The sequence below is a fragment of the Collinsella sp. CLA-ER-H9 genome, assembly GCF_040092295.1.
Lineage (GTDB): Bacteria > Actinomycetota > Coriobacteriia > Coriobacteriales > Coriobacteriaceae > Collinsella.
The window spans coordinates 43,679-68,290 of the sequence record NZ_JBBNLV010000006.1 but is presented as its reverse complement, the minus strand read 5'-3'; the positions used below and the strand labels follow the sequence as shown (position 1 = coordinate 68,290).

Here is a 24,612-nt window from a genome sequence, read left to right as displayed (position 1 = left end):
AGCGTAGCCCCCTTCACGCCGCCCGTCTCATTCGTGAGGCGGGCGGTTATCATGTGCGGGTTTTGTCTTTTTGTCTGCGTAAAAAATTGTTCTTGCAGCAGAAACCCGCGCGTGTATACTCGAATACGTTTGTTCAACTACGTGCCGGCCAAGGTGGTACGGCACCTCTAGAAGAGTAAGGAATTGCACATGGATTACATCCGCGCAATCGAGCGTCAGCAGATCCGCGAGGACATTCCTCAGGTTCGCGTCGCCGACAACGTCAAGGTTCACTACCGCATTAAGGAAGGCGACCGCGAGCGCATCCAGGTCTTCCAGGGCGACGTCATCCGCATGGCCGGCGCCGGTGCCCGCGAGACCTTCACCGTCCGCAAGATTTCCTTCGGTGTCGGTGTTGAGCGCACCTTCCCGCTTCACAGCCCCAAGATCGCCAAGCTCGAGGTCGTTCGTCATGGTCGCGTCCGTCGCGCCAAGCTGTACTACCTCCGCGACAAGGTGGGCAAGGCTGCTCGCATCCCCGAGAAGCGCTAAGAAGATCGCAGCGTCTGTCCACTCGTTTGGACACAAGGGTCACCTTCGGGTGGCCCTTCTTTTTATCTGATTTGCATGCAAGGAGGGCCTGGTATGGCCAATATGACGAGCTCGGTTTCGGCATCGCAGGTTGCCGGCGAGCTGGCGAGCGCCACGTTCGAGGAGATTCCCGCCCTCGTGGAGCATTATCGCGAGGATCCGCGCCAGCAAGTGATCAAGGCTTGCGAGCGCGCCCTTAAGCGCCATGCCAAGGAACTTGCCGAGCGCGAGCGCGTCAACGGTATGTACGAGCTGATGCACGAGCTCGGTGGGGATGGCGTGGTCGTGGGTGTCGACGAGGTGGGTCGCGGCTCGGTGGCCGGTCCTTTGACGGTGTGCGCCGTGTGCCTTCCCATGGAGCCGCGCGTCTGGGGCATCAACGATTCCAAAAAGCTCACGCCGGCGCGCCGCGAGCTGCTCTCGGTGAAGATTGCCGAGGTGGCGACTGCTATCGGCTTTTGCCATATCGCTCCTGCGGATATCGATCAGATGGGCATGGCCCGCGCCATTCGAGCCGCTGTCGCGGGTGCGGTGTCCGATACGGGGCTTGAGCCCGATTGCGTGCTTATGGACGGCAACCCCCTGGGCGCCGTGCCCCATGAGCGCGACGTGGTCAAGGGCGATGCCAAGATCGCCTGTATCGCCGCGGCATCCATCATGGCAAAGGTCACGCGTGACGAGATGATGGTCGAGTACGACGCCGAGTATCCCGAGTACCATTTGGCCGAATCGAAAGGCTATGCGAGTCCCGAGCACATCGAGGCCATTCGCAAACATGGTCTTTCTCCGCTGCACCGTGTGAGCTTTTGCGGAAACTTTCTGCAGACTGAGCGCCTTTTTTAGGCCAATTGTGGAGACTGGGACCTTAAGGGTTCTATAAACCTGCTGGTAGGGGCCGTGTGCAACGCTATTGTTGCGCGCGGCCCCTCATTTGTCGGCATTTGGTTGGTTTTCGGTTTGCTTCCGGTACTTACCCGCATGAAACCTGCCCTCATTATCGAGGCAATGCAGGGAGTGGGAAAGGAGACCCCATGTGTGCCGCAGCCAAAATGAGCAAGACGCAGCAGCTCAAGGAGCGTTGGGAAGAGGGGGAGCTCGATTGCGGGTCGATCACCCCTGAGTTTATCAAGGGGCTCAGTCCTCGCGAGCTCGGTATGCTGGGCGAGCTTATCGCAATCGATTACTTTAACGAGCGCGGCTATGCATTGCTGGAACAAGGCTATCGATGCTCGGAGGGCGAGGCCGACCTGGTGCTGCTCGACGAGCTCGACGATGTGGTGGTGATGGCCGAGGTCAAGACCAGGCGTGTTGCGCTGGATTGCGATACTCGGGTGTTTCCCGAGGAAGCGGTGAACGCCCAAAAGCAGCGGCGCTATCGTCGCATCGCGAGTTGCTATCTCATGGAGCATTATCCGCTCAAGGCGATCCGCTTCGATGCCGTGGGCGTCACCATTCGCGGCGGGCATATCGCCGAGATCGAGCACCAGTACAATGCGTTCGATTGGCAGGTGTCGTGATGGCGTTCGAAACCTTTGCCGTTCACGCTGCCTGTATCCGCGGCGTCGAGGCGATTCCCGTCACGGTCGAGGTATCGCTTGCGGGTGGCATCCCGGGCATCCAGATGCTCGGCATCCCGAGTATGGAGGTCATGGAGTCGCGCGGGCGCATTCGCTGCGCGATGCGCTCTGCGGGATTCGAGATCCCGCGTTCGGGCATTACGGTCAATCTGGCGCCGGGCGATATCCGAAAGACCGGTAGCGGCTTTGACCTGCCGATAGCCATTGCGGTGCTTGCGGCCGATGGGCAGATTCCACGCGACAATCTCGACCGCTGCCTCATTGCCGGCGAGCTTGGCTTGGATGGTACGGTGCTTCCCGTCAAGGGCGAGGTGGCGTTCCAGCTGCTGGCTCGCGACATGGGGCTGTCTTTTATCGCCGGCAGGTCCGACCAGCATGTTCCGCTTTCGGGGGTCGACTGCGGTTTTATCGACCATCTGTCGCAGCTTGCTCACGGTATGGGCGAGGCAGCTCGGCATTATCTGGATTCTGAAGTGCTCGAGGCCACCTTTGAGCTCGAGCTCGATTATGCCGATGTGTTGGGGCAGGAAGTCGCCAAACGCGGCATAGCGCTTGCGGCGGCAGGGGAGCTCGGCCTTCTCATGATCGGCTCGCCCGGTTCGGGCAAGACCATGCTTGCGCGTCGCATGACGGGTATCTTGCCCGAGCTTTCCGTCGAGGACCAGCAGGAGGCGCTGTGCATTCATTCGGTCTTGGGTGAGAACATCGATGGCCTGCTTGCGGGGCATCGGCCGTTTCGTAGTCCCCATCACAGCATTTCGACTGCGGGCCTTATTGGCGGAGGGCGCCCGGTGCATCCGGGCGAGATCAGCCTTGCCCATGGCGGCGTGCTCTTTTTGGACGAGCTTGCCGAGTTTCCCACCGGTGTGCTGCAGACGCTTCGTCAGCCTATCGAGCGCGGCTATCTCAGAATCGTGCGCGTCGATGGCGCCTTTACGTTTCCCTCGCGCTTTCAGCTGCTTGCGGCGAGCAATCCCTGCCCCTGCGGTTTTTTGGGCGATCGCGAGGTTCCGTGTCGTTGCTCGGCATCGATGGTCGAGCGCTATCGGTCCAAGCTGCGTGGTCCCTTGGCCGACCGCATCGGCCTGATGATCGACGTGTCCCGCCCCGATCCGCAGGTGATTATCGAGGGCGCCGAGGGCATGTCGTCGGCCGAGCTGCGCGACTACGTTGTCCGCGGTCGGGCTTTTCGTGCCTGGCGCGAGACTCATATGGACGATGCGGACGCTGAGGCCGAGGACGATGAGTCCCGCTCTATCGATGGTGTTGTGTCGACCTTTGCGCTCGATCAGGCGGCGGAAACGTGCGTGCTCGGCCTGTCGAAGCGCACGCATCTCACGGGGCGCGGCATCGTGCGCCTGGTGCGCATCGCGCGCACGATCGCCGATGTCGCCGAAAGCGAGCGGGTGACGCAAGATCATGTGCTCGAGGCCGCGATGTATCAGGGAAGGAGGGACCAGTGATGGGTGAGGTCCGCTATGAACTGCATCCCGGTGATGGGCTGTTTCCCGCTACTGTTCTGGAACTTTCCGATGTGCCGCAGACGCTGTTCGTGCGTGGCGACCCGGAGGTGCTCTCGACGCCGGCGCTCTCGATTATCGGTGCGCGCAAGGCGTCTCCCTACGGTCTTGCCGTCGCGGAGCTTGCAGCCAAGGTTGCCGTGGAAGCGGGGGTGACGGTGGTCTCGGGCGGTGCGGTCGGCTGCGACCAGGCCTCGGGTTGGGCCGCGGTCAACGCCGGGGGCAGGCACGTCTTAGTTTTGGGTACGGGCGCCGACGTGGTCTACCCGCGCTCGAGCGCGGGGCTTATCGCCCGTACGCTCGATACGGGCGGCGCGGTCGTGTCCATCTCGCCGTGGGGCATGGGGCCGCGCAAGTTTGCCTTCCCGCGCCGCAACCGCGTGATCGCTGCGCTGTCGCAGGCGCTCTTTGTATCGGAGGCCGGCATGCCATCCGGAACGTTTTCTACCGCCGAGGCCGCCATGGACCTGGGGCGCGAACTGCTTGCGGTACCGGGCTCCATTTTGTCGCCCGAGTCGCGCGGGACCAACTATCTCATTGCCAACGGGGCCTGCTGCATTATTGACGAGGAGTCCATCGAGATGGCCATCTCTCGAATCTACGGTACCCTGCGCTATTCGCGTCCCGATGCGCCCGGCATCGCCGACCTGGATGCCACACAGCAGACTGTGATGCATGCCCTCATCGCCTCGCCGCTCAAGGTTGAAGACATCGCCACACTCGTCTCCCTCGATGCCGTCGGCGTGCTCAAGCTCCTGGGCTCGCTCGAGCTCGAGGGCCTCATCGAGCGCATGATGGATGGAAGGTATGCGCCCTCCAAGTTTGCCCTTCACGCCCAGACGCCCTTCGGTCACAATGGAAAACGTGTCAATTAGAAAGGTGTTTGCAGATGCTGTTTGATCAGGTGACGGTTATCGGTGGCGGTCTGGCGGGATCGGAATGCGCGATTCAGCTGGCAGATCGCGGGTTCGCCGTAAAGCTGTGCGAGATGCGCCCGCAGGTGAGCTCTCCTGCCCACCATACCGATCACTTGGCGGAGCTCGTCTGCTCCAATTCGTTTAAGTCGACCCGTCCCGATTCCGCCGCCGGCCTGCTGAAGGCCGAGCTCGAGCGCATGGGCTCGGTGCTGCTCGACTGCGCTCATCGTGCGGCCGTTCCCGCTGGCGGCGCCCTGGCGGTCGACCGCGTCAAGTTTTCCGAGCTCGTCGAGGCCGAGGTTGCCGCCCGCCCCAATATCGAGGTCGTCCACGGTGAGGTCACCCAGATCCCCGAGGGTCATGTGGTTATCGCCGCGGGCCCCTTGTGCTCGCCGGCATTGAGCGGGGAGGTCATGAAGCTTGTCGGTGGTGACGCCCTGGCGTTCTTTGACGCGGCCGCCCCGATCGTCGATGCCTCGACGCTCGATATGGACGTGCTGTTCTCGCAGTCGCGCTACGAGGAGCAGGGGAGTGGCGACTATCTCAATGCCCCGCTCAACAAGGAAGAGTACGAGGCCTTTATCGAGGCACTCACCACGGCCGATCGCGTGGTGCTCAAGGATTTTGAGGGCGGTGACCTGTTCCAGGCCTGCCAGCCTGCCGAGGAGGTTGCGCGCACGGGCAAGGATGCCATCCGCTTTGGCGCCATGAAGCCCGTCGGGCTCACCGACCCGCGCACCGGTCGCCGTCCCTGGGCGGCAATTCAGCTGCGCGCCGAGAACAAGGAGAAGACCGCCTATAACCTGGTTGGCTTCCAGACCAACCTGACCTTCGGCGAACAGAAGCGCGTCTTCCATATGGTTCCCGGCCTGGAGAACGCCGAGTTCTTCCGCTACGGCGTCATGCACCGCAACACCTTTGTCGATGCGCCGCACGTGCTCGATGGCACCTTTGCCGTGCCCGGCACGAGCGTGCGTCTTGCCGGCCAGATTACCGGTACCGAGGGGTATATGGAGGCCGTGGCGACGGGTCTGCTCGCCGCGCTCAACACCTATGCCGAGGCAATCGAGGCGGAGCCTGTTGAGCTGCCGCGCGTGGGCGCCCTAGGCGCACTCGTGGGCTATGCGACCGATCCGGCTACGGTGGGCTATCAGCCCATGCACGTCAACTTTGGGCTCGTGCCGCCGCTCGAGGACGGTAAGCGTCGCAGCAAGCGCGATCGTTACCAGGCCTACGCGGATCGCGCCCTTAAGGCCCTGGATGCTTATCTGGAATCGCGCTCCGATCTGTTTGGAGGCGAGAGGTCATAGCCTTTGACCTGTACGATGCCGTCGACTCGTTCATCGCCTACATTGCACGCGTCGAAGGGCTCGCTCCCAATACGGTAACCGCCTACGCCTCGCGGCTCGAGCACTTCGCCGCGTGGTGCGACCGTGAGGGCATCGACGCTCGCGTCGCCGACGTACGGACCGTTCGCTCCTATTTGGCCGAGCTGTCGCGTGGCCAGGTGGCGGCTCGGACCCTTGCGGCGCATCTGTCTGCCATTCGCTCGCTCTATCGGTGGATGGCTGCCGAGGGAATCGTTGAGGGCGATGCGGTCTCGGCGATATCCTCGCCCAAACTGCCGCGCGATCTTCCCGGTGTGCTGACGACCCGGCAAGTCGAGGCGTTGCTCGAGGCCCCCGACACCTCTACGCCTTCGGGGCTGCGTGATGCAGCGATGCTCGAGCTGCTCTATGCCTCCGGCGCGCGAATCTCGGAGCTCGCGGCGCTCAACGTGGAGTCCATTGCTTGGTCAGAGCGAACGCTGCGACTTTGGGGCAAGGGGAGCAAGGAGCGTATCGTGCCCCTCTATCGGCGCGCTCTCGAGGCGACTCGCCGCTATATTGAGGAGGGGAGGCCACATCTCCTTGTGCAGGCAAAGCGTGTCGATAGTGCGAACGGCGTGCATCCGCTGTTTATCTCGGCGCGCGGAAACCGCATGAGTGCCGCCATGCTGAGGAGGCGTTTCCACATGCTTGCGGCACTTGCCGGCATTCCTGCCGACATCGCCCCGCATGCGATGCGCCACACCTTTGCGACCGACCTGCTCGAGGGCGGCGCGGATCTGCGCTCGGTTCAGGAGCTGCTGGGGCATGCGAGCTTGTCCACGACGCAGATCTATACGCACCTCACGCCCGACCGACTCAAGCGTGCCGTGAGTCAGGCACACCCCCGCGGCGAGTAGGAGAAGGGCCTCCCGCGCCGCACCGAGGTGTGTGGTTTTGATTGCGGGTTGGCAGGAAGAGGCAATCCTGCTATCATTCATCGGGTTGCTTCACGGCAACAGGTTTTTATCACGCACGCGCGGCTACTTCATACCGTGGTGCCCGGGCTTTGGTAGCACATGTCCGGGTTGGTTTTGGAGGATGACCCCGCGCGGAGGCAAACCACAGGAGGTTTAATATGGCTACCAAGATTAATATCCGCACCCTGCTCGAGGCCGGCTGCCACTTCGGTCACCAGACCCGTCGCTGGAACCCCAAGATGAAGCCGTTCATCTTCGGTGAGCGCAACGGCATCTACATCCTCGACCTCAAGCAGACCATCCTTGACGCCGATCAGGCCTACACCTTCGTCAAGAACGTCGCCAAGGGCGGCAACGTGCTGTTCGTCGGCACCAAGAAGCAGGCTCAGGAGGCCGTTAAGAACGCCGCTGAGCGCGCCAACATGCCTTACATCAACCAGCGTTGGCTCGGCGGCATGCTGACCAACTTCGTCACCATCCGCTCCCGCATCAACCGCATGGAGGAGCTCGAGGCCATGGTCGAGGACGGCCGCATGGCAGTGCTGCCCAAGAAGGAGCAGGCAGTGCTCGGCAAGGAGCTCGCTAAGCTCCAGACCAACCTCGGTGGCGCCCGCGACATGAAGGGTCTGCCCCAGGCTCTCTTCGTCATCGACACCAAGCGCGAGGAGAACGCCATCAAGGAGGCCCAGCGCCTGAACATCCCCGTCGTCGCTCTGATCGACACCAACTCCGATCCCGACGAGGTCGAGTACGGCATCCCCTGCAACGATGACGCCATCTCCGCTGTCACCCTTATGTGCGAGCTCATGGCCGACGCCTGCCTCGCTGGCTCCGGTAAGGAGCAGGTCTCCGAGGCCGAGATGGCCGCCGAGCCCAAGGCCGAGTAAATCAGTCCTATTTAAGTCTTTTTTCATCTCTTTGAAAGGAACCACAATGGCCCAGATTACTGCCGCTATGGTCAAGCAGCTCCGCGAGATGACCGACTCCCCGATGATGGAGTGCAAGAAGGCTCTCGTCGAGGCTGACGGCGACATGGACGTCGCTGTTGACGTTCTGCGCAAGAACGGCCTCGCCAAGGCTGCCAAGAAGGCTGGTCGTGAGACCAACGAGGGCGCTGTCGCCGCGTTCGTCTCCGAGGACGGCAAGTCCGGCGCTCTGCTCGAGCTTTCCTGCGAGACCGACTTCGTCGGCTCCAACGCCAAGTTCACCGGCTTTGCTTCCAAGGTCGCCGAGGTTGTCGCTACCACCGAGCCGGCCGATGTCGATGCTCTGCTCGAGAAGCCGATGGGCGAGGAGACCGTTTCCTCCGAGCTCACCGAGATGATTCACATCATGGGCGAGAACATGAAGATCGCTCGTTTCTCCGCTCGCAAGGCCGAGAACGGCGCTCTCGCTTCTTACATCCACATGGGTGGTAAGATCGGCGTCCTCGTCGAGTTCGCCTTCGAGAAGGCCGAGACCGCTCAGGCCGAGTCCTTCAAGACCTTCGCTCACGACGTTGCCCTTCAGGTTGCCGCCGTCGCCCCGATTTGCGCTACCCGCGATCAGGTTCCGGCCGAGACCGTCGAGCACGAGAAGGAGATCTACATGGCTCAGGCTGCCGAGTCCGGCAAGCCCGAGGCTATCCAGGAGAAGATGGCTGTTGGCCGTCTGGAGAAGTTCTACAAGCAGTCCGTGCTCACCGAGCAGGAGTTCATCAAGGACAGCTCCCTCACCATCAAGAAGTACGCTGAGCAGGTCTCCAAGGAGCTCGGCGATAGCATTACCGTCGTTGCCTTCGACCGTCTGGTCCGTGGCGAGTAAATAAGCTCTTGTAGCTGGTAATGAGCAGGCTGTGGGTTTTACTCACAGCCTGCTTTTTCATGGCTCTTATCAGAGCCTTTGCTATCATATTGAGAGTCTAATTAAAGGAGGATCGCTTTGTCCGACATCCGATATAAACGCGTGCTTCTGAAGCTTTCCGGCGAAGCACTGATGGGCGACGGCCAATATGGCATCGACCCCAAGATTACCGACCATCTTGCCAAGCAGGTCAAGGAGCTGCTCGCCGTTGGCCATGAGGTCGGCGTTGTTGTCGGCGGCGGCAACATTTTCCGCGGCATGGCCGGCGCTGCCGGTGGCATGGAGCGCGCCCAGGCCGACTACATGGGCATGCTGGCAACCGTTATGAACGCGCTTGCCCTGCAGGATGCCTTTGAGCACAACGATGTTCCCTGCCGCGTGATGAGCGCTATCCAGATGAATGAGATCTGCGAGCCCTATATTCGCCGTCGCGCCATCAACCACCTTTCCAAGGGTAATGTCGTTATTTTTGCCGCCGGTTCGGGCAATCCGTACTTTACGACCGACACCGCCGCGGCTCTTCGTGCCTGCGAGATCGGTGCCGAGATTCTGATTAAGGCCACCAAGGTTGACGGCATCTACGACAAGGATCCTGTCAAGTGTTCCGATGCCGTCCGTTTTGACAAGATTACCTATCACGAGGTTCTCGTCCGCGGTCTGCAGGTTATGGATTCCACGGCCACGGCGCTGTGCCAGGATAACCGTATGCCGATTTTGGTCCTCAACATCGATGGCGAGGACACCGTCAAACGCGCGCTTTCGGGTGAGCCCGTCGGCACGCTCGTCTATCAGGAGGATTAAGCATGGCAGAGAATATCACCGCCCACATGGACAAGTCGCTCGAGTCCCTCAAGCACAACTTCTCCAAGGTTCGCACGGGCCGCGCCAACGCTAACATTCTGTCCGACATTTCGGTCGATTACTACGGTGTTCCCACGCCGGTTACCCAGGTTGCCGCCGTTAAGACCCCCGAGGCTCACATGCTGCTTATCGAGCCCTGGGACAAGGCGCTCGTCAACGCCATCGTGAAGGCTATCAGCGCTTCCGATCTGGGCATTACTCCCAACTCTGACGGTACCGTCGTGCGCCTGCCGTTCCCGGCTCCCACCGAGGAGCGTCGTCGCGAGCTCGTCAAGGAGTGCCGCGAGTATGCCGAGCAGGCCAAGGTCTCCATTCGCAACATCCGTCGCGACTTTAACAACAAGCTCGAGCGCGACGAAGAGCTCACCGAGGACGATGTCCGTCGCGAGCAGGCCAAGGTCCAGAAGCATACCGATGAGTATGTTGCCAAGGTCGAGGAGCTTCTGAAGGAAAAAGAAGCCGAGGTCATGGAGATCTAAGGTGCAATACGACGAGAACAAACTGGTCGAGTACTTTGCCGACGCCCCTGCGGGCGTCGGTTTTTCCGACCTTGACCTCAATAAGATTCCGCATCATATTTCGTGCATCATGGACGGTAACGGTCGCTGGGCCACGGCGCGCGGTCTTGCCCGCACCGAGGGACACAAGGCCGGTATCGTCTCCCTGCGCGAGATTATTACCGCATGCGTGCGTTTGGGCGTCGACGTCCTTTCGGCCTATGCGTTTTCCACCGAAAACTGGAATCGTCCTCAGCATGAGGTCAACGTTTTAATGCATCTGTTTGCTAAGACGTTTATCGATGAGCTGCCGCTGCTTAAGCGCGAAAACGTGCGCGTTGTCTTTTTGGGCGATATATCCGCACTGCCCAAGAAGACCCGCGATGTCTTTGAGCGAGGTCTTGCCGAGTGTGCCGACCATACCGGCATGACGCTGGCACTTGCCGTCAACTACGGAGCCCGTGCCGAGATCACCCGTGCCGTCCGTCAGATCGCGCTCGATGCCGCTGCCGGAAAGATCGTTCCGGCCGCTATCGACGATGATATGGTTGCTTCGCACCTGTACACCGCTGGGCTACCCGATCCTGAGCTTGTGATTCGAACCTCCGGCGAGCTTCGCCTTTCGAACTATCTGCTGTGGCAGGTTGCCTATTCCGAGTTTTATGTCACCGATACCTATTGGCCCGACTTTGATCGTTGGGGTCTTGTCAACGCCATTTTGGCCTATCAGGGCCGCGACCGTAGGTTTGGTGGACTGAGCAAGACCGAGGAGGCTTAATCGTGTCCGATCGTCCCAAGGCGTCTGCTCCCAAGGCGCCTACCGCCAAGAGCGGCGCGGCCGCGACTTCGTGGCTTGCCGGCTTTATTACCCGTGCCGCCGCAGGTATCGTCTACGCCGTCGTATTTATTCTCTGCCTGGTTTTGGGTATCGTTCCCACCGCCATCTTCGTCTCCGTCATGAGCGGCCTGTGCTGCTTTGAGTATTTCCGCATGACGAAGCTCGATGGCAAGGTGGCCAACGAGCGCCTGGGTATCGCTGCCGCCGTGCTCTTTCCGCTCTCGGCGCTGGGCGACTCGCTGCTGTTGAATGCGCTGCTTTTTGCATTGATGCTTGCGGTGGGCATTTGGTATGTCTGTTCGTCGCGTACCCGCATATCCGATGTGGCTGTGACACTCATGGGTCCCATCTACACCGGTTTTATGCTGTCGGCCATCGTGCTGCTGCGCGATGCCGTGCCCGGTTTTGCCGGCGCCCTGCTTTCGGTGGGTGTTTGCGCGTCTCTCTGGGTCTCCGATTCGTTTGCCTACATCGTGGGCAGCCGTATCGGCAAGCACAAGATGGTCCCCAAGATCTCTCCCAAAAAGAGCTGGGAGGGCTTTGTCGGCGGCATCTTGGGCTCGGTTCTTATCTGGCTTATTTTGTGGGCGACGCATTTCTATAAGCTGAGCTTGCCCTATGCGCTGCTTTGCGGCGTGGTTGTGTCCATCCTGGGCGTTATCGGTGACCTCATCGAGTCACGCATCAAGCGTGGCGTGGGCGTCAAGGATTCTGGCAACCTTATTCCGGGCCATGGCGGCATGCTCGATCGTAGCGACTCGCTTATCTTTGGCTGCATTACCGCGCAGCTGCTTTTGATGATCGGAGGCGTGCTGTAATGGCCTTTCAGACGACGTACGCCCCCGATGGCCGTCTGCGGGTTGCAATTTTGGGCTGTACGGGCTCTATTGGCACCCAGGCGCTCGATGTTTGCCGTCAGCATGCCGACCGTCTGCAGGTGACGGCGCTTTCCGTTAATTCCAGTACCGCTGAGCTTGTTGCGCTTGCCCGTGAGTTTTCGGTTCCGGCCGTTGCCGTGGCCGACACCACCCACGGTACGGACGCTGTGCTGCAGGAGCTGCCCGAGGGCACGGAGCTCGGCGTTGGTGCGCAGGCGGTTTGTGAGCTCGCGCGTCGCGATGACGTCGACTGTGTGCTTGTTGCCATTGTGGGCGCTGCCGGGCTCGAAGCGAGCCATGCGGCCCTGACCTCGAACAAGCGTCTTGCACTTGCTAACAAGGAGTCCCTCGTTGTCGGCGGTGACCTGCTGATGCCGTTGGCGCAGCCCGGTCAGCTTATTCCAGTCGACTCCGAGCACTCCGCCATCTACCAGTGCTATCTGGGGGAGAATCCGCGCGAGGCTCACTGCATTTGGCTCACTTGCTCGGGTGGTCCGTTCTTTGGCCGTACGCGCGACGAGCTCAATTGCGTGACACGCTCCGATGCGCTGGCACACCCCACGTGGGCCATGGGTGCTAAGATCACCATCGACTCTGCGACCCTCATGAATAAGGGCTTGGAGCGTATCGAGGCGATGCACCTGTTCGGGTGCGATCTCGACTTTATCAACGTGGTCGTTCAGCGCCAGTCAAAGATCCACTCGATGGTCGAGTATGCGGACGGCTCTGTGATGGCACATCTTGGTGCGTCCGACATGCGCATTCCCATCCAGTTCGCGTTCTCGTATCCCGAGCGGTGGGATACCCCAGCGCCTCGAATCGATTTCCGCGAGCTCGGGCAGCTTACGTTTGATGCTGCCGATATGGACACATTCCGCTGCCTGGCGCTGGCCGAGCGTGCCGGCAGAACGGGCGGCACCATGCCGTGCGTGCTGAATGCCGCCAACGAAGTTGCCGTCGATGCCTTCCTGCACGATGCCTGTACCTTTACCGATATCGACCGTATCGTCGAGTCGTGCATGGATGCACACGATACGCAGGCGGTCGCATCCTTTGAGCAGCTTCGCGATATCGATACGTGGGCTCGTGCCAAGGCCGCCGAGGTGCTCGCTGCAACCCGCTCTTAATCGTAAGGATTGCTTTTCGTTTTATGGATACTGTTCTGAGCGTTCTCTCCTCAGTCTTTTGGGGCCTTTTGATGCTATCCGTCCTCGTGTTTCTGCATGAGGGCGGCCACTTTTTGGCGGCCCGTGCGTGCGGCGTGCGCGTCACCGAGTTTTTCTTAGGCCTACCGTGCCGCTTTGACATTCATCGTACGTCGCGTCGCATCGGTACCAAGTTTGGCGTGACGCCGCTGCTGCTGGGTGGCTATGCCGCTATCTGCGGTATGGACCCGACCGATGTCTCGTGCGCCGACCGTGTGCTTGCGGCGATCTATCGTCATGGTCGCGTTTCGGTTGCAGACCTTTCCGTCGAGCTGGAACTGCCCGAGGAGGATGTTCTCGAGGCTTGTGCCTTGCTTTTGGGCTGGGGTTCCATTGCGCCTTGGTACGAGGAAGGGGAGAAGCCTTCACCCAGCTATTATCCGGTTAGGTACCAGACGCTGCCGCGCGATGCTGCAGGATATACCACCTTTGACGGCCGCAAGTTCGATCGAGAGCATGCGACTGCCGAGGGCGATGTGTGGGAGCTGCCGGTCACTGCTTCGGAGTTCTTCGAGCAGGAGCGTTCGCATACCTATCTGGGCCAGGGTTTTCTCAAGCGTGCCTTTATGCTGCTCGCGGGCATTCTCGTCAATATCCTGACGGGCTTTTTGCTGCTTATGAGCATCTACTCTATCGCCGGCGTATCGGTGCCGGTCGATAGCAATGTGATCGGTCAGGTTGAAGAAGGCTCTATAGCCGCCAAGGCGGGCATTGAGGCCGGCGACGCTATTCTTAGTGTCGATGGCGTGTCCTGCTCCAGCTGGATGGATGTGTATGATGCCATCGGCAAGGCTGCCGGTCAGGACGATATCGCCATTGAGTACCAGCGCGACGGTAAGAAACTTTCGACCTCGGTCGCGCTCAGGGAGGGCGAGCGTTTGGGCGTTTATGCCTCCACGCAAGTGGTCCATTTGGACCCTATCACCTCGGCGCGCCTGTCGTTCTCCTATGTTCAGCAGACTGCCGAGGGCGTTATGCGCCTGCTGCAACCGCAGCATACGATGGAGATACTCGATCAGTCCAGCTCGATTGTTGGCATCAGCGTCATGTCTTCTCAGGCGGCTGCCGCCGGTCCCGCGACATTCTTAACGTTTGCCGCGCTCATCTCGTTCTCGCTGGGCTTTATGAACCTGCTGCCCATTCCGCCGCTCGACGGGGGAAAGCTGGTTATCGAGATCATTCAAAAGGTCGCCGGTCGCGAGCTGCCACTCAAGGTGCAGACAATCGTCAGTTATGTCGGCATCGCGCTCTTTGCGCTGCTGTTTGTCTATATGCTTCGTTCCGACGTCCTTCGATTTATTTTGTAGGGGAGTGTTTGGATTGTCTTTGTCCCATCCTTTGCCGCGCGAGCTGACGCGCCCCGTGTTTGTGGGCGACGTGCAGATAGGCGGCGGCGCTCCGGTGGTGGTTCAGTCCATGACCTGCACCGATACCGCCGACGCCCAGGCAACGCTTGCTCAAGTGCGTGCGCTTGCCCAGGCGGGTTGCGATGTTGTGCGCGTGAGCGTGCCCACTGAGGTTGCGCTCGAGGGCTTTCGCACGATTTGTGCGGAGTCTCCGGTGCCGATCGTTGCCGATATCCACTTTAACCATAAGCTCGCCATTGGCGCCGTGGAGGCCGGTGCCGCTAAGCTCCGCATCAATCCCGGCAACATTGGCGATTGGGCCAAGGTCGATGCCGTGATCGATGCCGCGGGCGCCGCTGGGTGCGCGATTCGCATTGGCGTGAACGCCGGCTCGCTTGAGCAGGATATCGCCGAGCGCGATGACCTTACGCAGCCCGAAAAGCTTGTGATGTCGAGCGAGCGTTTCGTCAAACATTTTGAGGATCGCGGCTTTACCAATATCGTGCTTTCCGCCAAGGCTCATAGCGTGTCCACGACGCTTGACACCTATCGTGCCCTGTCGCGCGAAATCCCCCATGTTCCGCTTCATTTGGGCGTGACTGAGGCCGGAACCAAGCTCCAGGGCACCATTAAGAGCTCTGTGGGCCTGGGAATTTTGCTTTCCGAGGGCATTGGCGACACCATGCGCGTCTCGCTCACGGCCGATCCGGTCGAGGAGCCGCCGGTCGCCTGGGGTATCCTGCAGTCGCTGGGTCTTCGCCGCCGTGGCCCCGAGATCGTATCGTGCCCCACGTGCGCTCGCTGCCAGGTTAACCTCATTCCTATCGCCGAGGAGGTCACCGAGCGGCTTAAGAACTACTCCGCGCCGCTTTCGATTGCCGTGATGGGCTGTGCGGTCAATGGCCCCGGCGAGGCCTCTGACGCCGACTTGGGTGTTGCCTGCGGACGAGGTCAGGGCCTGCTCTTTTCGCACGGCCAGATCATTGGTAAAGTAGCTGAGGACCAAATTGTCGACGCGCTAATGGCCGAGGTCGACAAGCTTATTGAGGAGAAATAAATGACTCGAGCAATGTATATGTCTAAGCTTTATGCTCCGACGCTCAAAGAGGATCCGGCCGACGCCGAGCTTGCGAGCCATCGCCTGCTGCTTCGTGCCGGCATGATTCGCAAGGAGGCCGCCGGTCTCTATTCCTATCTGCCGCTTGCTTGGCGCTCGATTCGCAAGATCGAGAACATCGTGCGCGACGAGATGGATGCTGCCGGCGCCCAGGAGCTCATGATGCCCATCATGGTCGATGCCGAGCTGTGGCGTGAGTCCGGCCGTATCGATGCCTATGGCAAGGAGCTCGTGCGCTTTGATGACCGCCACGGCCGCGAGTTCGTGCTCGGCCCCACGCACGAGGAGACCGTGACCGCCTTGGTGCGCAATGAACTGCGTTCCTACAAGCAGCTGCCGGTGAATCTCTATCACATCCAGGATAAGTTCCGCGACGAATTCCGTCCCCGCTTTGGCCTGATGCGCGGTCGCGAGTTCATCATGAAGGACGCCTACAGCTTCTCTGCCACGCAGGAGAGCCTGCAGGAGGAGTACGACAAGATGAAGCAGGCCTACGCCAATATCTGCGAGCGCTGCTACATCAAGGCCCTGCCCGTCGTCGCCGATTCCGGCGAGATCGGCGGTGACACCTCCGTCGAGTATATGGCGCTGGCCGAGGCCGGCGAGGCTTCGCTGGTCTACTGCGACGATTGCGGCTTTGCTGCCGACGACGAGGCGGCAAGCACCAAGGTCGTTGTGACCGAGGGTCCCGGCGACGGTACGCTCACCAAGGTCGAGACTCCGGGCATGGGCACCATCGAGGCCGTTGCCAAGTTCTTTGGGTTCCCCGAGAACGGCACGCGCAAGTCCCTGGCGCTGATCGATGCCGAGGGTAAGCCCGTTGTGGCCATCGTTCCGGGCGATCACGAGCTCAACGACTGCAAGGCCGAGCACGTCTTTGGCAGGGGCTATCGCATGATGACCGACGAGGAGCTCCAGACCTACGGTCTGCATAAGGGCTTTATCGGACCGGTTAACCTTCCCGAGGGCATTCGTCTGGTCTGCGACGAGAGCCTGCGTGAGTCCAAGCAGTGGGCCTGCGGTGCCAACGAGGTCGACTATCACTTTACCGGTGCCTGCCCCGAGCGCGACTTTACCGTCGACGAGTGGGCCGATCTGGTCACCGTCGTTGCCGGCGATCCCTGCCCGCACTGCGGCAAGCCGCTCTCCGCTGCCCGCGGTATCGAGGTCTCCCAGGTCTTCCAGCTGGGCACCAAGTATTCCGAGGCCATGGGTGCCACCTTTATGGACGAGGATGGCAAGGAAAAGCCGCTTATCATGGGCTGCTACGGCGTTGGCGTGTCCCGCTCGCTTGCTGCGGTCGTGGAGCAGCACAACGACGAGCACGGTATCGTCTGGCCGGTCTCCGTTGCCCCGTACGAGGTCGCGGTGATTCCGCTCGATCCCAAGAAGGAGGAGTGCGCTACCGTCTGCGACCAAATCGTTGAGGGTCTGTGCGCCGAGGGTATCGAGGTTGTCGTGGATGACCGCGACGAGCGCCCCGGCTTTAAGTTTGCCGACAACGACCTTATGGGCTTCCCGTATCAGGTAGTGCTCGGCAAGCGCGGTCTTAAGAACGGCACTGTCGAGCTCAAGGACCGTGCCACGGGCGAGCGCGAGGACGTGGCGATCGATGAGGTCGTCGCCAAGGTTGCCGAGCTTGTGAAGGCAGCACGCCGTTAATCGACATTTCTGCAAGTAGATGTAATTGCAGGCCTGCTCCGCATCTCTCTTAGGATGAGATGCGGAGCAGTCTTTTTTGTTGCGTGAATAAGCTCGACGGGTAAAGGAAAACCCCACAGCCCAAATGAGCTGCGGGGTTTTCCTTTGTGCCTCCGATGCGAAATAAATCGCTCAGATACTACTGATAATCGACGACGTCGATCCAGTTCTTAAGGAACTCATCGTTCACGTTGCGCTTACGAGCGAGCTCGGAAGCGGCGACGATGCTCGTCCACTGACGCACGACCTGCATGGGCATGTCGGCGCGGTCGCAGTAGAGCTCCAGGTAGGCCTCAGCCTGGTCCTTGCTGTTGAGGGCAAAGAGCAGGTAGGTGGTGGCAACGTCGGCAGCAGGGGAGCCCTGGGTGGCGTGTGCCCAGTCGCACACATAGAGCTGGCCGTCGTCGCCGACGATGACGTTGGAGGGGTTGAAGTCGCCGTGGCAGACCTTGAACTCCTTGGTCATGCCGTCCAGACGCTCCTGAAGGTTGTAGCGCGTGGTGGCGTTGAGCTGATCAAGGCTATCGATCATGCGGGCGAACTTGTCGCGCTGACGGTTGAGCAGCGGGGAGGTGTAGCCGTGGATCTCGATCTGGAGGTCGACGAACATCTCGAGATACTCACCAAAGCGCTGGGGCTCGGCAGTCATCTTCTCGGCAAGGGTGGTGCCCGGAACCTTCTCGGTCACGAGCGCCCAGCCGTTGGCGTTCTCGAGCTGGGAAACCTCGAGAGCCTTGGGGCTGCGGATGCCGCACTCATTGATGCGGGCAAGATTCAAAGCCTCGTTGAACACGTCGGAGACGGGCTTGGTCTCGTTAAAGACCTTGACGATCTTGTCGCCCAGGTCGTAAACGACCTTGTTGCCGCGACGGACGAGCTCGGTCTTGGAATCGGGTAGCAGCATGGTTGCATCCTTTCAACGATGCGATAGAAGCGACGGCGGGGGTGTGTGAAACACCCGTGCACCCCCGCCGTTAAAAACCGTGCTAAAACTAGCAGACGGCGTAATCCTGAGGCTCGCGGCCGTAGTAGGCGTCCAGGTAGAGCTCCTTGATCTCGCTCATGAGCGGGTAGCGAGGGTTGGCGCCGGTGCACTGGTCGTTGAATGCCTGCTCGGTCATCTCGTCGAGGGTGTCGAGGAAGTACTGCTCGTCAACACCGTAGTCGGCGATGGTCTTCTTGACGCCGATGAAGTCCTTGAGCTCCTCGAGCTTCGTGATGAAGTTCTCGAAGACCTCCTTGTCGTCCTTGCCCTCGATGCCGCAGTACTTGGCCATCTCGGCGTAGTTGTGCAGCGCGTTGGGATAAGGATACTGGGAGAACGTGCCCATCTTGACGGGAGCCTCGGCGGCGTTGTAGCGCATGACGCGGGTCAGGATGACGGCGTTGGCGAGGCCGTGGGGCAGGTGATGGAAAGCGCCGAGCTTGTGGGCCATGGAGTGGTTGAGGCCCAGGAAGGCGTTGGCGAAGGCCATGCCGGCCATGCAGGAGGCGTTGTGCATCTCCTCGCGGGCGTGCGGGTCCTTGGCGCCGTTCGTGAAGCTGGAGGGCAGGTTCTCGAAGACGAGCTTAGCAGCGCGCTCGGAGAGGCCCTTGGTGTAGTCGGAAGCCATGATGGAGACGTAGGACTCGATGGCGTGGGTCATGACGTCGATGCCGGAGGCAGCGGTCAGGCCGCGCGGGGCGGTCATGCAGTTGTCGGCGTCGACAATAGCCATGTTGGGAAGCAGCGCGTAGTCGGCGAGCGGCCACTTGATGCCGGTCTCCTTGTCGGTGATGATGGCGAACGGCGTGCACTCGGAGCCGGTACCCGAAGAGGTCGGGACGGCGACGAAGTAGGCCTTCTTGCCCATCTCGGGGAAAGTAAAGATACGCTTGCGGATGTCCATGAAGTCCATGGCCATGTCCTCAAACTTGCACTCGGGGTGCTCGTACATCATCCACATGATCTTGCCGGCGTCCATAGCGGAGCCACCGCCGACGGCGATGATGACGTCCGGCTCAAAGAGAGCCATCTGCTTGGCGCCGCGACGTGCGCACTGCAGCGACGGATCGGGCTCGACATCGTAGAAGCAGTCGTGGGCGATGCCCATATCGTCGAGCTTGGCCTCGATGGCGCGGGTGTTGCCATTCTTGAAGAGGAACTGGTCGGTGACGATGAAGGCGCGCTTCTTGCCCATGACGGTACCGAGCTCGTCGAGGGCGACGGGCGTGGAACCCTTCTTGAAGTAGACCTTCTCGGGAGCGCGGAACCACAGCATGTTCTCACGGCGCTCGGCCACAGTCTTAACGTTGATCAAGTGCTTCACCCCAACGTTCTCGGAGACGGAGTTGCCGCCCCAGGAGCCGCAGCCCAGGGTCAGAGACGGCTTCATGCCAAAGTTGTACAGATCACCGATGCCGCCGTGCGAGGACGGGGTGTTGATGACGATACGGCAGGCCTTCATGACGTGCTCGAACAGACTGATCTTCTCGGCCTGGGCGGGGTGCACGTACAGAGAGGCGGTGTGGCCCGGGCCACCGGCGAGCACCAGGTGCTCGGCCTTGTCGACGGCCTCCTGGAAGTCCTTGGCGTGATACATGGCCAGGACCGGGGAGAGCTTCTCGTGGGAGAACTCTTCTTTGGCGGGGTCGGTGGAGGTGACCTCGGCGATCAGGATCTTGGTCTTGGCGGGAACCTCGATGCCGGCGAGCTCGGCGATCTTGGCGGCAGCCATGCCGGGAATGCGGTGATCGAGGGCGCCGTTCTTGAACATGGCGGCACGCAGGGCCTCCATCTCGGCACCCTGCTTGACGAAGTAGCAGCCGCGCTTCTGGAACTCGGCTTTGACCTGGTCATAGATGGTGTCGATGACGGTCACGGACTGCTCGGAAGCGCAGATCATGCCGTTGTCGAAGGTCTTGGAGTGGATGATGGAGTTGACGGCGAGCAGCACGTCGGCGGTGTCGTCGATGACGACCGGGGTGTTACCGGCGCCAACGCCCAGGGCGGGCTTGCCCGAGGAGTAGGCGGCCTTGACCATGCCCGGGCCACCGGTGGCGAGGATGATGTCGACGTCGCGCATGACCATGTTGGTCAGCTCAATGGAGGGGACATCGACCCAGCCGATGATGCCCTCGGGGGCACCGGCCTTGACGGCGGCGTCAAGCACGAGCTTGGCGGCGGCGATGGTGCACTTGGCGGCAGCCGGGTGCGGGGAGATGATGATGGCGTTGCGGGTCTTCAGGCAGATCAGCGTCTTGAAGATCGCGGTGGAGGTGGGGTTGGTCGTCGGGATGACGGCGCCCACGATGCCGATGGGCTCGGCGATCTTGGTGATGCCGTAAGCCTCGTCGCGCTCCAGGACACCACAGGTCTTGGTGTTCTTGTAAGCGTTGTAGATGTACTCTGCGGCGTAGTGGTTCTTGATGACCTTGTCCTCAAGAACGCCGCGGCCGGTCTCCTCGATGGCCATCTTCGCCAACGGGATACGAGCCTTGTTGGCAGCCATGGCAGCCTCATAGAAGATCTTGTCGACCTGCTCCTGCGTGTACGTAGCAAAAAGCGCCTGGGCCTCTCGCATCTGAGCGAGCTTAGCCTCAAGCGCCTCTACGTTGTCCACAATTGCGGGAGTAGTGTTTTCCGGTGACTTTTTCACCATTTGTGTCTCCTTGCGATCGGAGATTTACCCTACGTCTTGCATGATAGCAAGAAATTATTCGGCGAGCGGTCAGATTCCTGTAAAAGGCACACTAAAACGCTTCAATATACTGAAGCGTTTTAACTAAACTTTCCTATAGCATCGCCCCACTCATTGGGGACAGGCTTACACGGGTGTTTTCGCTCATGTAAGCCTGTCCCCAATGAGTGCAAAAAGGCGCCCTCCGTAGGGGAGAGCGCCTTTGGTAAGTTCTATGTGAACGCGAGGTCTTTGACCCGGAGAGTCCGAGGTACTTGTTGGTAAGACCTTATTTAGGAGCGCGCAACCTTGCCGGACTTGAGGCAGGTGGAGCAAACGTTCATCTTGCGACGGTGACCATCGACGACGACGTAGACGCGCTGGATGTTGGGGCGGAACTTACGGTTGGTGACGCGGTGAGAGTGGCTGATGGAGCGACCGGCAACGGGGTGCTTACCGCAAACTTCGCAAACTTTGGACATAACTGACCCTCCTTGGGCGACAAACGAACATGTCGCGTTAACAAACAAGCCTGAACTATAGCACAGAAGCAGTTCCCTGTGCGTAATCTACACAGAGATATTTCTCTTTTGGCGATAGTGCTCACGCCACGGCCCTGGACGTAGATCCGTTTTGCGTGCAGCAGAGGGGATTATGCCAGCTCGTGCGTACGTTTTCAAGCTCGTCCCACAAATATATATAGGTTTATTGAGCATTGGGCTCCGTTTACGGATTGCCCTGTATTTATGCTCGCAATTAAGCTCGAGGTTGGCTACACTATCCCTTGACCATTAAAGGGGTACGAGATACCCACATGGAATTACATAGCTGCCAAAGAGCAGCCCTTCCTGTGGGTGTCTGGTCCGCTTTGAGCGGTCGGGCATCTTTTTTTTTTGACTGTGTCAGCAGTCAAGACATGTGAGGAAGGAGATCGATGGGCACGACTTCCCCCAAGGCGGTCATCATGGACGAGACCGCCGTCAATCGAGCGATGACCCGCATCGCGCACGAGATTCTCGAGCGCAACGAGGGCTGTGAAGACCTCGCTCTGGTCGGCATCGTCACGCGCGGCGACCTTCTGGCAAAGAAGCTCGCCGAGGAGATCAAGGAGATCGAGGGCGTCGACGTTCCGCTCGGCAGCCTCGACATCAGCTTCTACCGCGATGACTACGCTACCAATTTCGCTCCCGCGATCCACGCCACCAACATTCCCTTTAGCGTCGACGGCAAGCGCGTCGTGCTGGTGGACGACATCCTGTATACGGGCCGTACCATTCGCGCCGCTCTCGACGCCGTCATGGACCTGGGCCGTCCGAGCCGCATTGAGCTGGCAGTCCTCGTTGACCGCGGCCACCGCGAGCTCCCCATCTCGCCGGACTTTGTCGGCAAGAACGTTCCCTCGTCGCATGAGGAGAACGTGCACCTATATATGAAGGAAGTCGACGGCCGTACCGCTGTCGAGATCAATGACGTCGCGCCGGGTTCCCACGTGGGCTCCGCGCCGCTGGGAGGTGAGTAGTACCGTGGCGTTCAACCATAAGCACCTGATCGACATTACCGAGTACTCCGAAGAGGACATCAAGCTCATCCTCGAGACCGCCAAGGCGTTCTCCGAGGTCAACGAGCGTGCGATCAAGAAGGTCCCCACGCTCAAGGGCAAGACCATCGTTAACATGTTCAACGAGCCCTCGACGCGCACCCGTAGCTCCTTCGAGCTCGCCGAGAAGCGTCTTTCGGCCGACAGCCTTAACTTTGGCGGCTCCTCGACCTCCACGGTCAAGGGCGAGAGCCTCGTCGACACCGTCGAGACCCTCAACGCCTACAAGATCGACTGCATCGTCGTGCGCGATAAGCATGCCGGCGCTCCCTACATCGTCACGCAGAACTCGCCCGCGAGCGTCATCTGCGCCGGTGACGGCAAGCACAACCATCCTACGCAGGCCCTGCTGGACCTGTACACCATCTGGGAGCACAAGGGTGATTTCCACGGTCTGAAGGTCGCCGTCGTCGGCGATATCGCACACTCCCGTGTCTGCGGTTCGCTGATCCCCGCGCTTAAGATCATGGGCTGCGAGACCTACGCCGTCGCCCCCGGCACGCTGCTGCCGCCGGCGCCCGAGGTCCTGGGCTGCGACCACGTGACGAGCGACCTCGATTCCGTCCTGCCCGAGCTGGACGTCGTCTACATGCTGCGCGTGCAGCAGGAGCGCCTCGAGGGCGCCCCGTTCCCGACCATTCGTGAGTACCACAAGCTCTTCGGCCTGACCAAGGACCGCGAGAAGCTCATGAAGCCCGATGCGATCATCTGCCACCCGGGCCCCATCAACCGCGGCGTCGAGTTCGACTCCTATATGGCCGACCACCCGCAACGCTCCGTCATCCTGGAGCAGGTCTACGCCGGTATCTGCGTGCGTATGGCTATCCTGTATCTGCTGCTTGGAGGTGCCGATAATGGCCTTGCTTCTTAAGAATGCCCACGTCGTCGACCCGTCCGTCGAGCTTGACGGTGTCGTTGACGTCCTGATTGACGGCGACAAGATCGCCGAGGTCGGCGAGAATCTCGCCGTCGAGGGAGCCGAGGTCCGCGACCTTTCCGGCAAGTACCTCGTCCCCGGCCTGGTGGATATGCACGTTCACCTTCGCGAGCCCGGCTACGAGGTCAAAGAGGACATCGAGAGCGGCACCCGCGCAGCTGCCAAGGGCGGCTTTACCGGCGTGTGCTCCATGCCCAACACCGATCCCGTCACCGATAACGGCACCGTCGTGGAGTTCGTCAAGTCCCGCGCTGCCGAGGTCGGTCACTGCCGCGTTTATCCGTCGGGCGCCATGACCCGTGGTCTTAAGGGCGAGGCTATGTCCGAGATGGGCGATATGGTCGCCCACGGCGCCGTCGCCTTCACCGACGACGGTCGCGGCGTGCAGGGCGCGGGCATGCTCCGTCGCTGCATGGACTACGGCAAGATGTTCGGCAAGGTATTTATGAGCCACTGCCAGGACGAGGACCTGGTCGGCCACGGCCAGATCAACGAGGGCAAGGTCTCGACCCGTCTGGCTCTCGAGGGCTGGCCGGCTGCCGGCGAGGAGCTCCAGATCGCTCGCGACATCGAGATCGCTAAGCTGACCGGTGCCAAGCTGCACATCCAGCACATCTCCACCGCCCATGGCCTGGAAATCGTGCGTGCCGGTAAGGCCGCTGGCGTTCAGGTTACCTGCGAGGCAACCCCGCACCACATGTTCCTGACCGAGAACGACCTGGACGAGACCTACAACACCTCGCTCAAGGTCAATCCGCCGCTGCGCACCGACGAGGACGCCGAGGCCATCCGTCAGGGTGTCATCGACGGCACCGTCGACGTTATCGTCACCGATCACGCTCCCCACACCCCGTGGGAGAAGGCCCGCGAGTTCGAGCTTGCGCCCTTTGGCATGATCGGTCTCGAGACCTCGCTGTCGCTCGTGCTCACCGAGCTGGTCAACACGGGCAAGATGAGCATGGGCCGCATGGTCGAGCTCATGGCTATCAAGCCGCGTGAGATCCTGGGCCTCGACCAGGTTCAGGTCAAGGCGGGCTCCGTTGCCGACCTGACTGTGTTCGACGCGTCCGCCACCTGGACGGTCGGCGAGGACGGTTACGAGTCGCGAGCCGAGAACTCCGGTTTCGCCGGCCGCACGCTCACCGGTCGTGCCACCGATGTGTTTGTCGGCGGTAAGCAGACGCTCGCCGACGGCTGCATCTGCTAGCATAGCCTTATCGCTTTTGTGCGCGGTGCCCTTGCGGTGCCGCGCTTTCTGTTCGT

At 60.8% G+C, this 24,612-nt stretch carries 23 protein-coding genes; 20 read left to right on the top strand and 3 right to left on the bottom strand.

Annotated features, from left to right (window positions below):
• Positions 1–189 precede the first annotated feature (189 nt).
• From rplS to AAAX73_RS05290, 17 genes are all read left to right on the top strand, one after another.
• On the top strand, positions 190–531 hold the full coding sequence (rplS, locus tag AAAX73_RS05370; protein ID WP_117583231.1) for a 50S ribosomal protein L19: 342 nt from the start codon (positions 190–192) through the stop codon (positions 529–531).
• Between the two features lie 93 nt (positions 532–624).
• Positions 625–1,413, top strand: coding sequence for a ribonuclease HII (locus AAAX73_RS05365; protein WP_349125271.1), 789 nt, complete (start codon positions 625–627; stop codon positions 1,411–1,413).
• Between the two features lie 188 nt (positions 1,414–1,601).
• Positions 1,602–2,087, top strand: a complete 486-nt coding sequence (locus AAAX73_RS05360) for a YraN family protein (protein ID WP_117820567.1) — start codon at positions 1,602–1,604, stop codon at positions 2,085–2,087.
• Positions 2,087–3,610, top strand: coding sequence for a YifB family Mg chelatase-like AAA ATPase (locus AAAX73_RS05355; RefSeq protein ID WP_349125270.1), 1,524 nt, complete (start codon positions 2,087–2,089; stop codon positions 3,608–3,610). The genes AAAX73_RS05360 and AAAX73_RS05355 overlap by 1 nt, the downstream gene beginning before the upstream one ends.
• A complete protein-coding gene (locus AAAX73_RS05350; RefSeq protein ID WP_349125269.1) occupies positions 3,610–4,542 on the top strand; it encodes a DNA-processing protein DprA in 933 nt (310 codons plus the stop codon). The genes AAAX73_RS05355 and AAAX73_RS05350 overlap by 1 nt, the downstream gene beginning before the upstream one ends.
• A gap of 14 nt (positions 4,543–4,556) precedes the next feature.
• The gene (trmFO, locus tag AAAX73_RS05345; RefSeq protein ID WP_349125268.1) at positions 4,557–5,894 is read left to right on the top strand and encodes a methylenetetrahydrofolate--tRNA-(uracil(54)-C(5))-methyltransferase (FADH(2)-oxidizing) TrmFO; all 1,338 of its coding nucleotides are present in this window, start codon (positions 4,557–4,559) and stop codon (positions 5,892–5,894) included.
• Positions 5,858–6,811, top strand: a complete 954-nt coding sequence (locus AAAX73_RS05340; protein WP_349125314.1) for a tyrosine recombinase — start codon at positions 5,858–5,860, stop codon at positions 6,809–6,811. The genes trmFO and AAAX73_RS05340 overlap by 37 nt, the downstream gene beginning before the upstream one ends.
• A gap of 218 nt (positions 6,812–7,029) precedes the next feature.
• Positions 7,030–7,758, top strand: a complete 729-nt coding sequence (rpsB, locus tag AAAX73_RS05335) for a 30S ribosomal protein S2 (protein ID WP_055285135.1) — start codon at positions 7,030–7,032, stop codon at positions 7,756–7,758.
• 46 nt (positions 7,759–7,804) lie between these two features.
• Positions 7,805–8,674, top strand: coding sequence for a translation elongation factor Ts (gene tsf, locus AAAX73_RS05330; RefSeq protein ID WP_347478515.1), 870 nt, complete (start codon positions 7,805–7,807; stop codon positions 8,672–8,674).
• Positions 8,675–8,791: 117 nt separating this feature from the next.
• Positions 8,792–9,514, top strand: coding sequence for a UMP kinase (pyrH, locus tag AAAX73_RS05325; RefSeq protein ID WP_347478514.1), 723 nt, complete (start codon positions 8,792–8,794; stop codon positions 9,512–9,514).
• Positions 9,515–9,516: 2 nt separating this feature from the next.
• Entirely contained in the window at positions 9,517–10,053 is a 537-nt protein-coding gene (gene frr / locus AAAX73_RS05320; RefSeq protein ID WP_273376137.1) for a ribosome recycling factor, read from the top strand.
• A gap of 1 nt (position 10,054) precedes the next feature.
• The gene (locus tag AAAX73_RS05315; protein WP_349125267.1) at positions 10,055–10,849 is read left to right on the top strand and encodes an isoprenyl transferase; all 795 of its coding nucleotides are present in this window, start codon (positions 10,055–10,057) and stop codon (positions 10,847–10,849) included.
• Between the two features lie 2 nt (positions 10,850–10,851).
• Positions 10,852–11,727 carry a phosphatidate cytidylyltransferase gene (locus AAAX73_RS05310; protein WP_349125266.1) on the top strand — a complete coding sequence of 292 codons (876 nt, stop codon included), beginning with the start codon at positions 10,852–10,854 and terminating at the stop codon, positions 11,725–11,727.
• Entirely contained in the window at positions 11,727–12,914 is a 1,188-nt protein-coding gene (gene dxr, locus AAAX73_RS05305; protein WP_349125265.1) for a 1-deoxy-D-xylulose-5-phosphate reductoisomerase, read from the top strand. Before AAAX73_RS05310 ends, dxr begins: the two co-directional genes overlap by 1 nt.
• A 23-nt stretch (positions 12,915–12,937) precedes the next feature.
• On the top strand, positions 12,938–14,299 hold the full coding sequence (locus AAAX73_RS05300) for a M50 family metallopeptidase (RefSeq protein WP_349125264.1): 1,362 nt from the start codon (positions 12,938–12,940) through the stop codon (positions 14,297–14,299).
• 19 nt (positions 14,300–14,318) lie between these two features.
• Positions 14,319–15,395 (top strand): flavodoxin-dependent (E)-4-hydroxy-3-methylbut-2-enyl-diphosphate synthase, encoded by a 1,077-nt coding sequence (ispG, locus tag AAAX73_RS05295; protein ID WP_349125263.1) that lies wholly within the window; start codon positions 14,319–14,321, stop codon positions 15,393–15,395.
• Positions 15,396–17,117 (top strand): proline--tRNA ligase, encoded by a 1,722-nt coding sequence (locus AAAX73_RS05290; protein WP_349125262.1) that lies wholly within the window; start codon positions 15,396–15,398, stop codon positions 17,115–17,117.
• Positions 17,118–17,295: 178 nt separating this feature from the next.
• Here AAAX73_RS05290 and AAAX73_RS05285 read toward each other — a convergent pair whose 3' ends face one another.
• The 3 genes from AAAX73_RS05285 to rpmB all read right to left on the bottom strand — a co-directional run bounded on the left by AAAX73_RS05285 (position 17,296) and on the right by rpmB (position 21,297).
• Positions 17,296–18,060 carry an aminoglycoside phosphotransferase family protein gene (locus tag AAAX73_RS05285; protein ID WP_006236119.1) on the bottom strand — a complete coding sequence of 255 codons (765 nt, stop codon included), beginning with the start codon at positions 18,058–18,060 and terminating at the stop codon, positions 17,296–17,298.
• An 88-nt stretch (positions 18,061–18,148) separates the two neighbouring features.
• Complete coding sequence (gene adhE / locus AAAX73_RS05280; protein WP_349125261.1) at positions 18,149–20,797, bottom strand: bifunctional acetaldehyde-CoA/alcohol dehydrogenase; 2,649 nt, start codon at positions 20,795–20,797, stop codon at positions 18,149–18,151.
• Positions 20,798–21,108: 311 nt separating this feature from the next.
• A complete protein-coding gene (rpmB, locus tag AAAX73_RS05275) occupies positions 21,109–21,297 on the bottom strand; it encodes a 50S ribosomal protein L28 (RefSeq protein ID WP_022094725.1) in 189 nt (62 codons plus the stop codon).
• 452 nt (positions 21,298–21,749) lie between these two features.
• On the opposite strand from rpmB, the gene pyrR reads away from it, so the two are divergent.
• Genes pyrR through AAAX73_RS05260 form a run of 3 tightly spaced genes read left to right on the top strand, consistent with a single transcriptional unit; the run spans position 21,750 to position 24,556 of the window.
• Entirely contained in the window at positions 21,750–22,334 is a 585-nt protein-coding gene (gene pyrR, locus AAAX73_RS05270; protein WP_117654814.1) for a bifunctional pyr operon transcriptional regulator/uracil phosphoribosyltransferase PyrR, read from the top strand.
• A 4-nt stretch (positions 22,335–22,338) separates the two neighbouring features.
• Positions 22,339–23,283 carry an aspartate carbamoyltransferase catalytic subunit gene (locus AAAX73_RS05265; protein WP_035138537.1) on the top strand — a complete coding sequence of 315 codons (945 nt, stop codon included), beginning with the start codon at positions 22,339–22,341 and terminating at the stop codon, positions 23,281–23,283.
• A complete protein-coding gene (locus AAAX73_RS05260; protein WP_349125260.1) occupies positions 23,267–24,556 on the top strand; it encodes a dihydroorotase in 1,290 nt (429 codons plus the stop codon). The genes AAAX73_RS05265 and AAAX73_RS05260 overlap by 17 nt, the downstream gene beginning before the upstream one ends.
• Positions 24,557–24,612 lie beyond the last annotated feature (56 nt).

What these genes read in the sequence shown, in the direction of transcription:
- frr (WP_273376137.1), top strand. Translation starts at nt 9,517, where the DNA reads ATGGCAGAGAATATCACCGCCCACATGGACAAGTCGCTCGAGTCCCTC.
- adhE (WP_349125261.1), bottom strand. Translation starts at nt 20,797, where the DNA reads ATGGTGAAAAAGTCACCGGAAAACACTACTCCCGCAATTGTGGACAAC.
- tsf (WP_347478515.1), top strand. Translation starts at nt 7,805, where the DNA reads ATGGCCCAGATTACTGCCGCTATGGTCAAGCAGCTCCGCGAGATGACC.
- pyrR (WP_117654814.1), top strand. Translation starts at nt 21,750, where the DNA reads ATGGGCACGACTTCCCCCAAGGCGGTCATCATGGACGAGACCGCCGTC.
- AAAX73_RS05350 (WP_349125269.1), top strand. Translation starts at nt 3,610, where the DNA reads ATGGGTGAGGTCCGCTATGAACTGCATCCCGGTGATGGGCTGTTTCCC.
- AAAX73_RS05365 (WP_349125271.1), top strand. Translation starts at nt 625, where the DNA reads ATGGCCAATATGACGAGCTCGGTTTCGGCATCGCAGGTTGCCGGCGAG.
- rpsB (WP_055285135.1), top strand. Translation starts at nt 7,030, where the DNA reads ATGGCTACCAAGATTAATATCCGCACCCTGCTCGAGGCCGGCTGCCAC.
- AAAX73_RS05290 (WP_349125262.1), top strand. Translation starts at nt 15,396, where the DNA reads ATGACTCGAGCAATGTATATGTCTAAGCTTTATGCTCCGACGCTCAAA.
- rplS (WP_117583231.1), top strand. Translation starts at nt 190, where the DNA reads ATGGATTACATCCGCGCAATCGAGCGTCAGCAGATCCGCGAGGACATT.
- AAAX73_RS05355 (WP_349125270.1), top strand. Translation starts at nt 2,087, where the DNA reads ATGGCGTTCGAAACCTTTGCCGTTCACGCTGCCTGTATCCGCGGCGTC.
- AAAX73_RS05260 (WP_349125260.1), top strand. Translation starts at nt 23,267, where the DNA reads ATGGCCTTGCTTCTTAAGAATGCCCACGTCGTCGACCCGTCCGTCGAG.
- rpmB (WP_022094725.1), bottom strand. Translation starts at nt 21,297, where the DNA reads ATGTCCAAAGTTTGCGAAGTTTGCGGTAAGCACCCCGTTGCCGGTCGC.
- AAAX73_RS05360 (WP_117820567.1), top strand. Translation starts at nt 1,602, where the DNA reads ATGTGTGCCGCAGCCAAAATGAGCAAGACGCAGCAGCTCAAGGAGCGT.
- trmFO (WP_349125268.1), top strand. Translation starts at nt 4,557, where the DNA reads ATGCTGTTTGATCAGGTGACGGTTATCGGTGGCGGTCTGGCGGGATCG.
- AAAX73_RS05300 (WP_349125264.1), top strand. Translation starts at nt 12,938, where the DNA reads ATGGATACTGTTCTGAGCGTTCTCTCCTCAGTCTTTTGGGGCCTTTTG.
- AAAX73_RS05285 (WP_006236119.1), bottom strand. Translation starts at nt 18,060, where the DNA reads ATGCTGCTACCCGATTCCAAGACCGAGCTCGTCCGTCGCGGCAACAAG.
- dxr (WP_349125265.1), top strand. Translation starts at nt 11,727, where the DNA reads ATGGCCTTTCAGACGACGTACGCCCCCGATGGCCGTCTGCGGGTTGCA.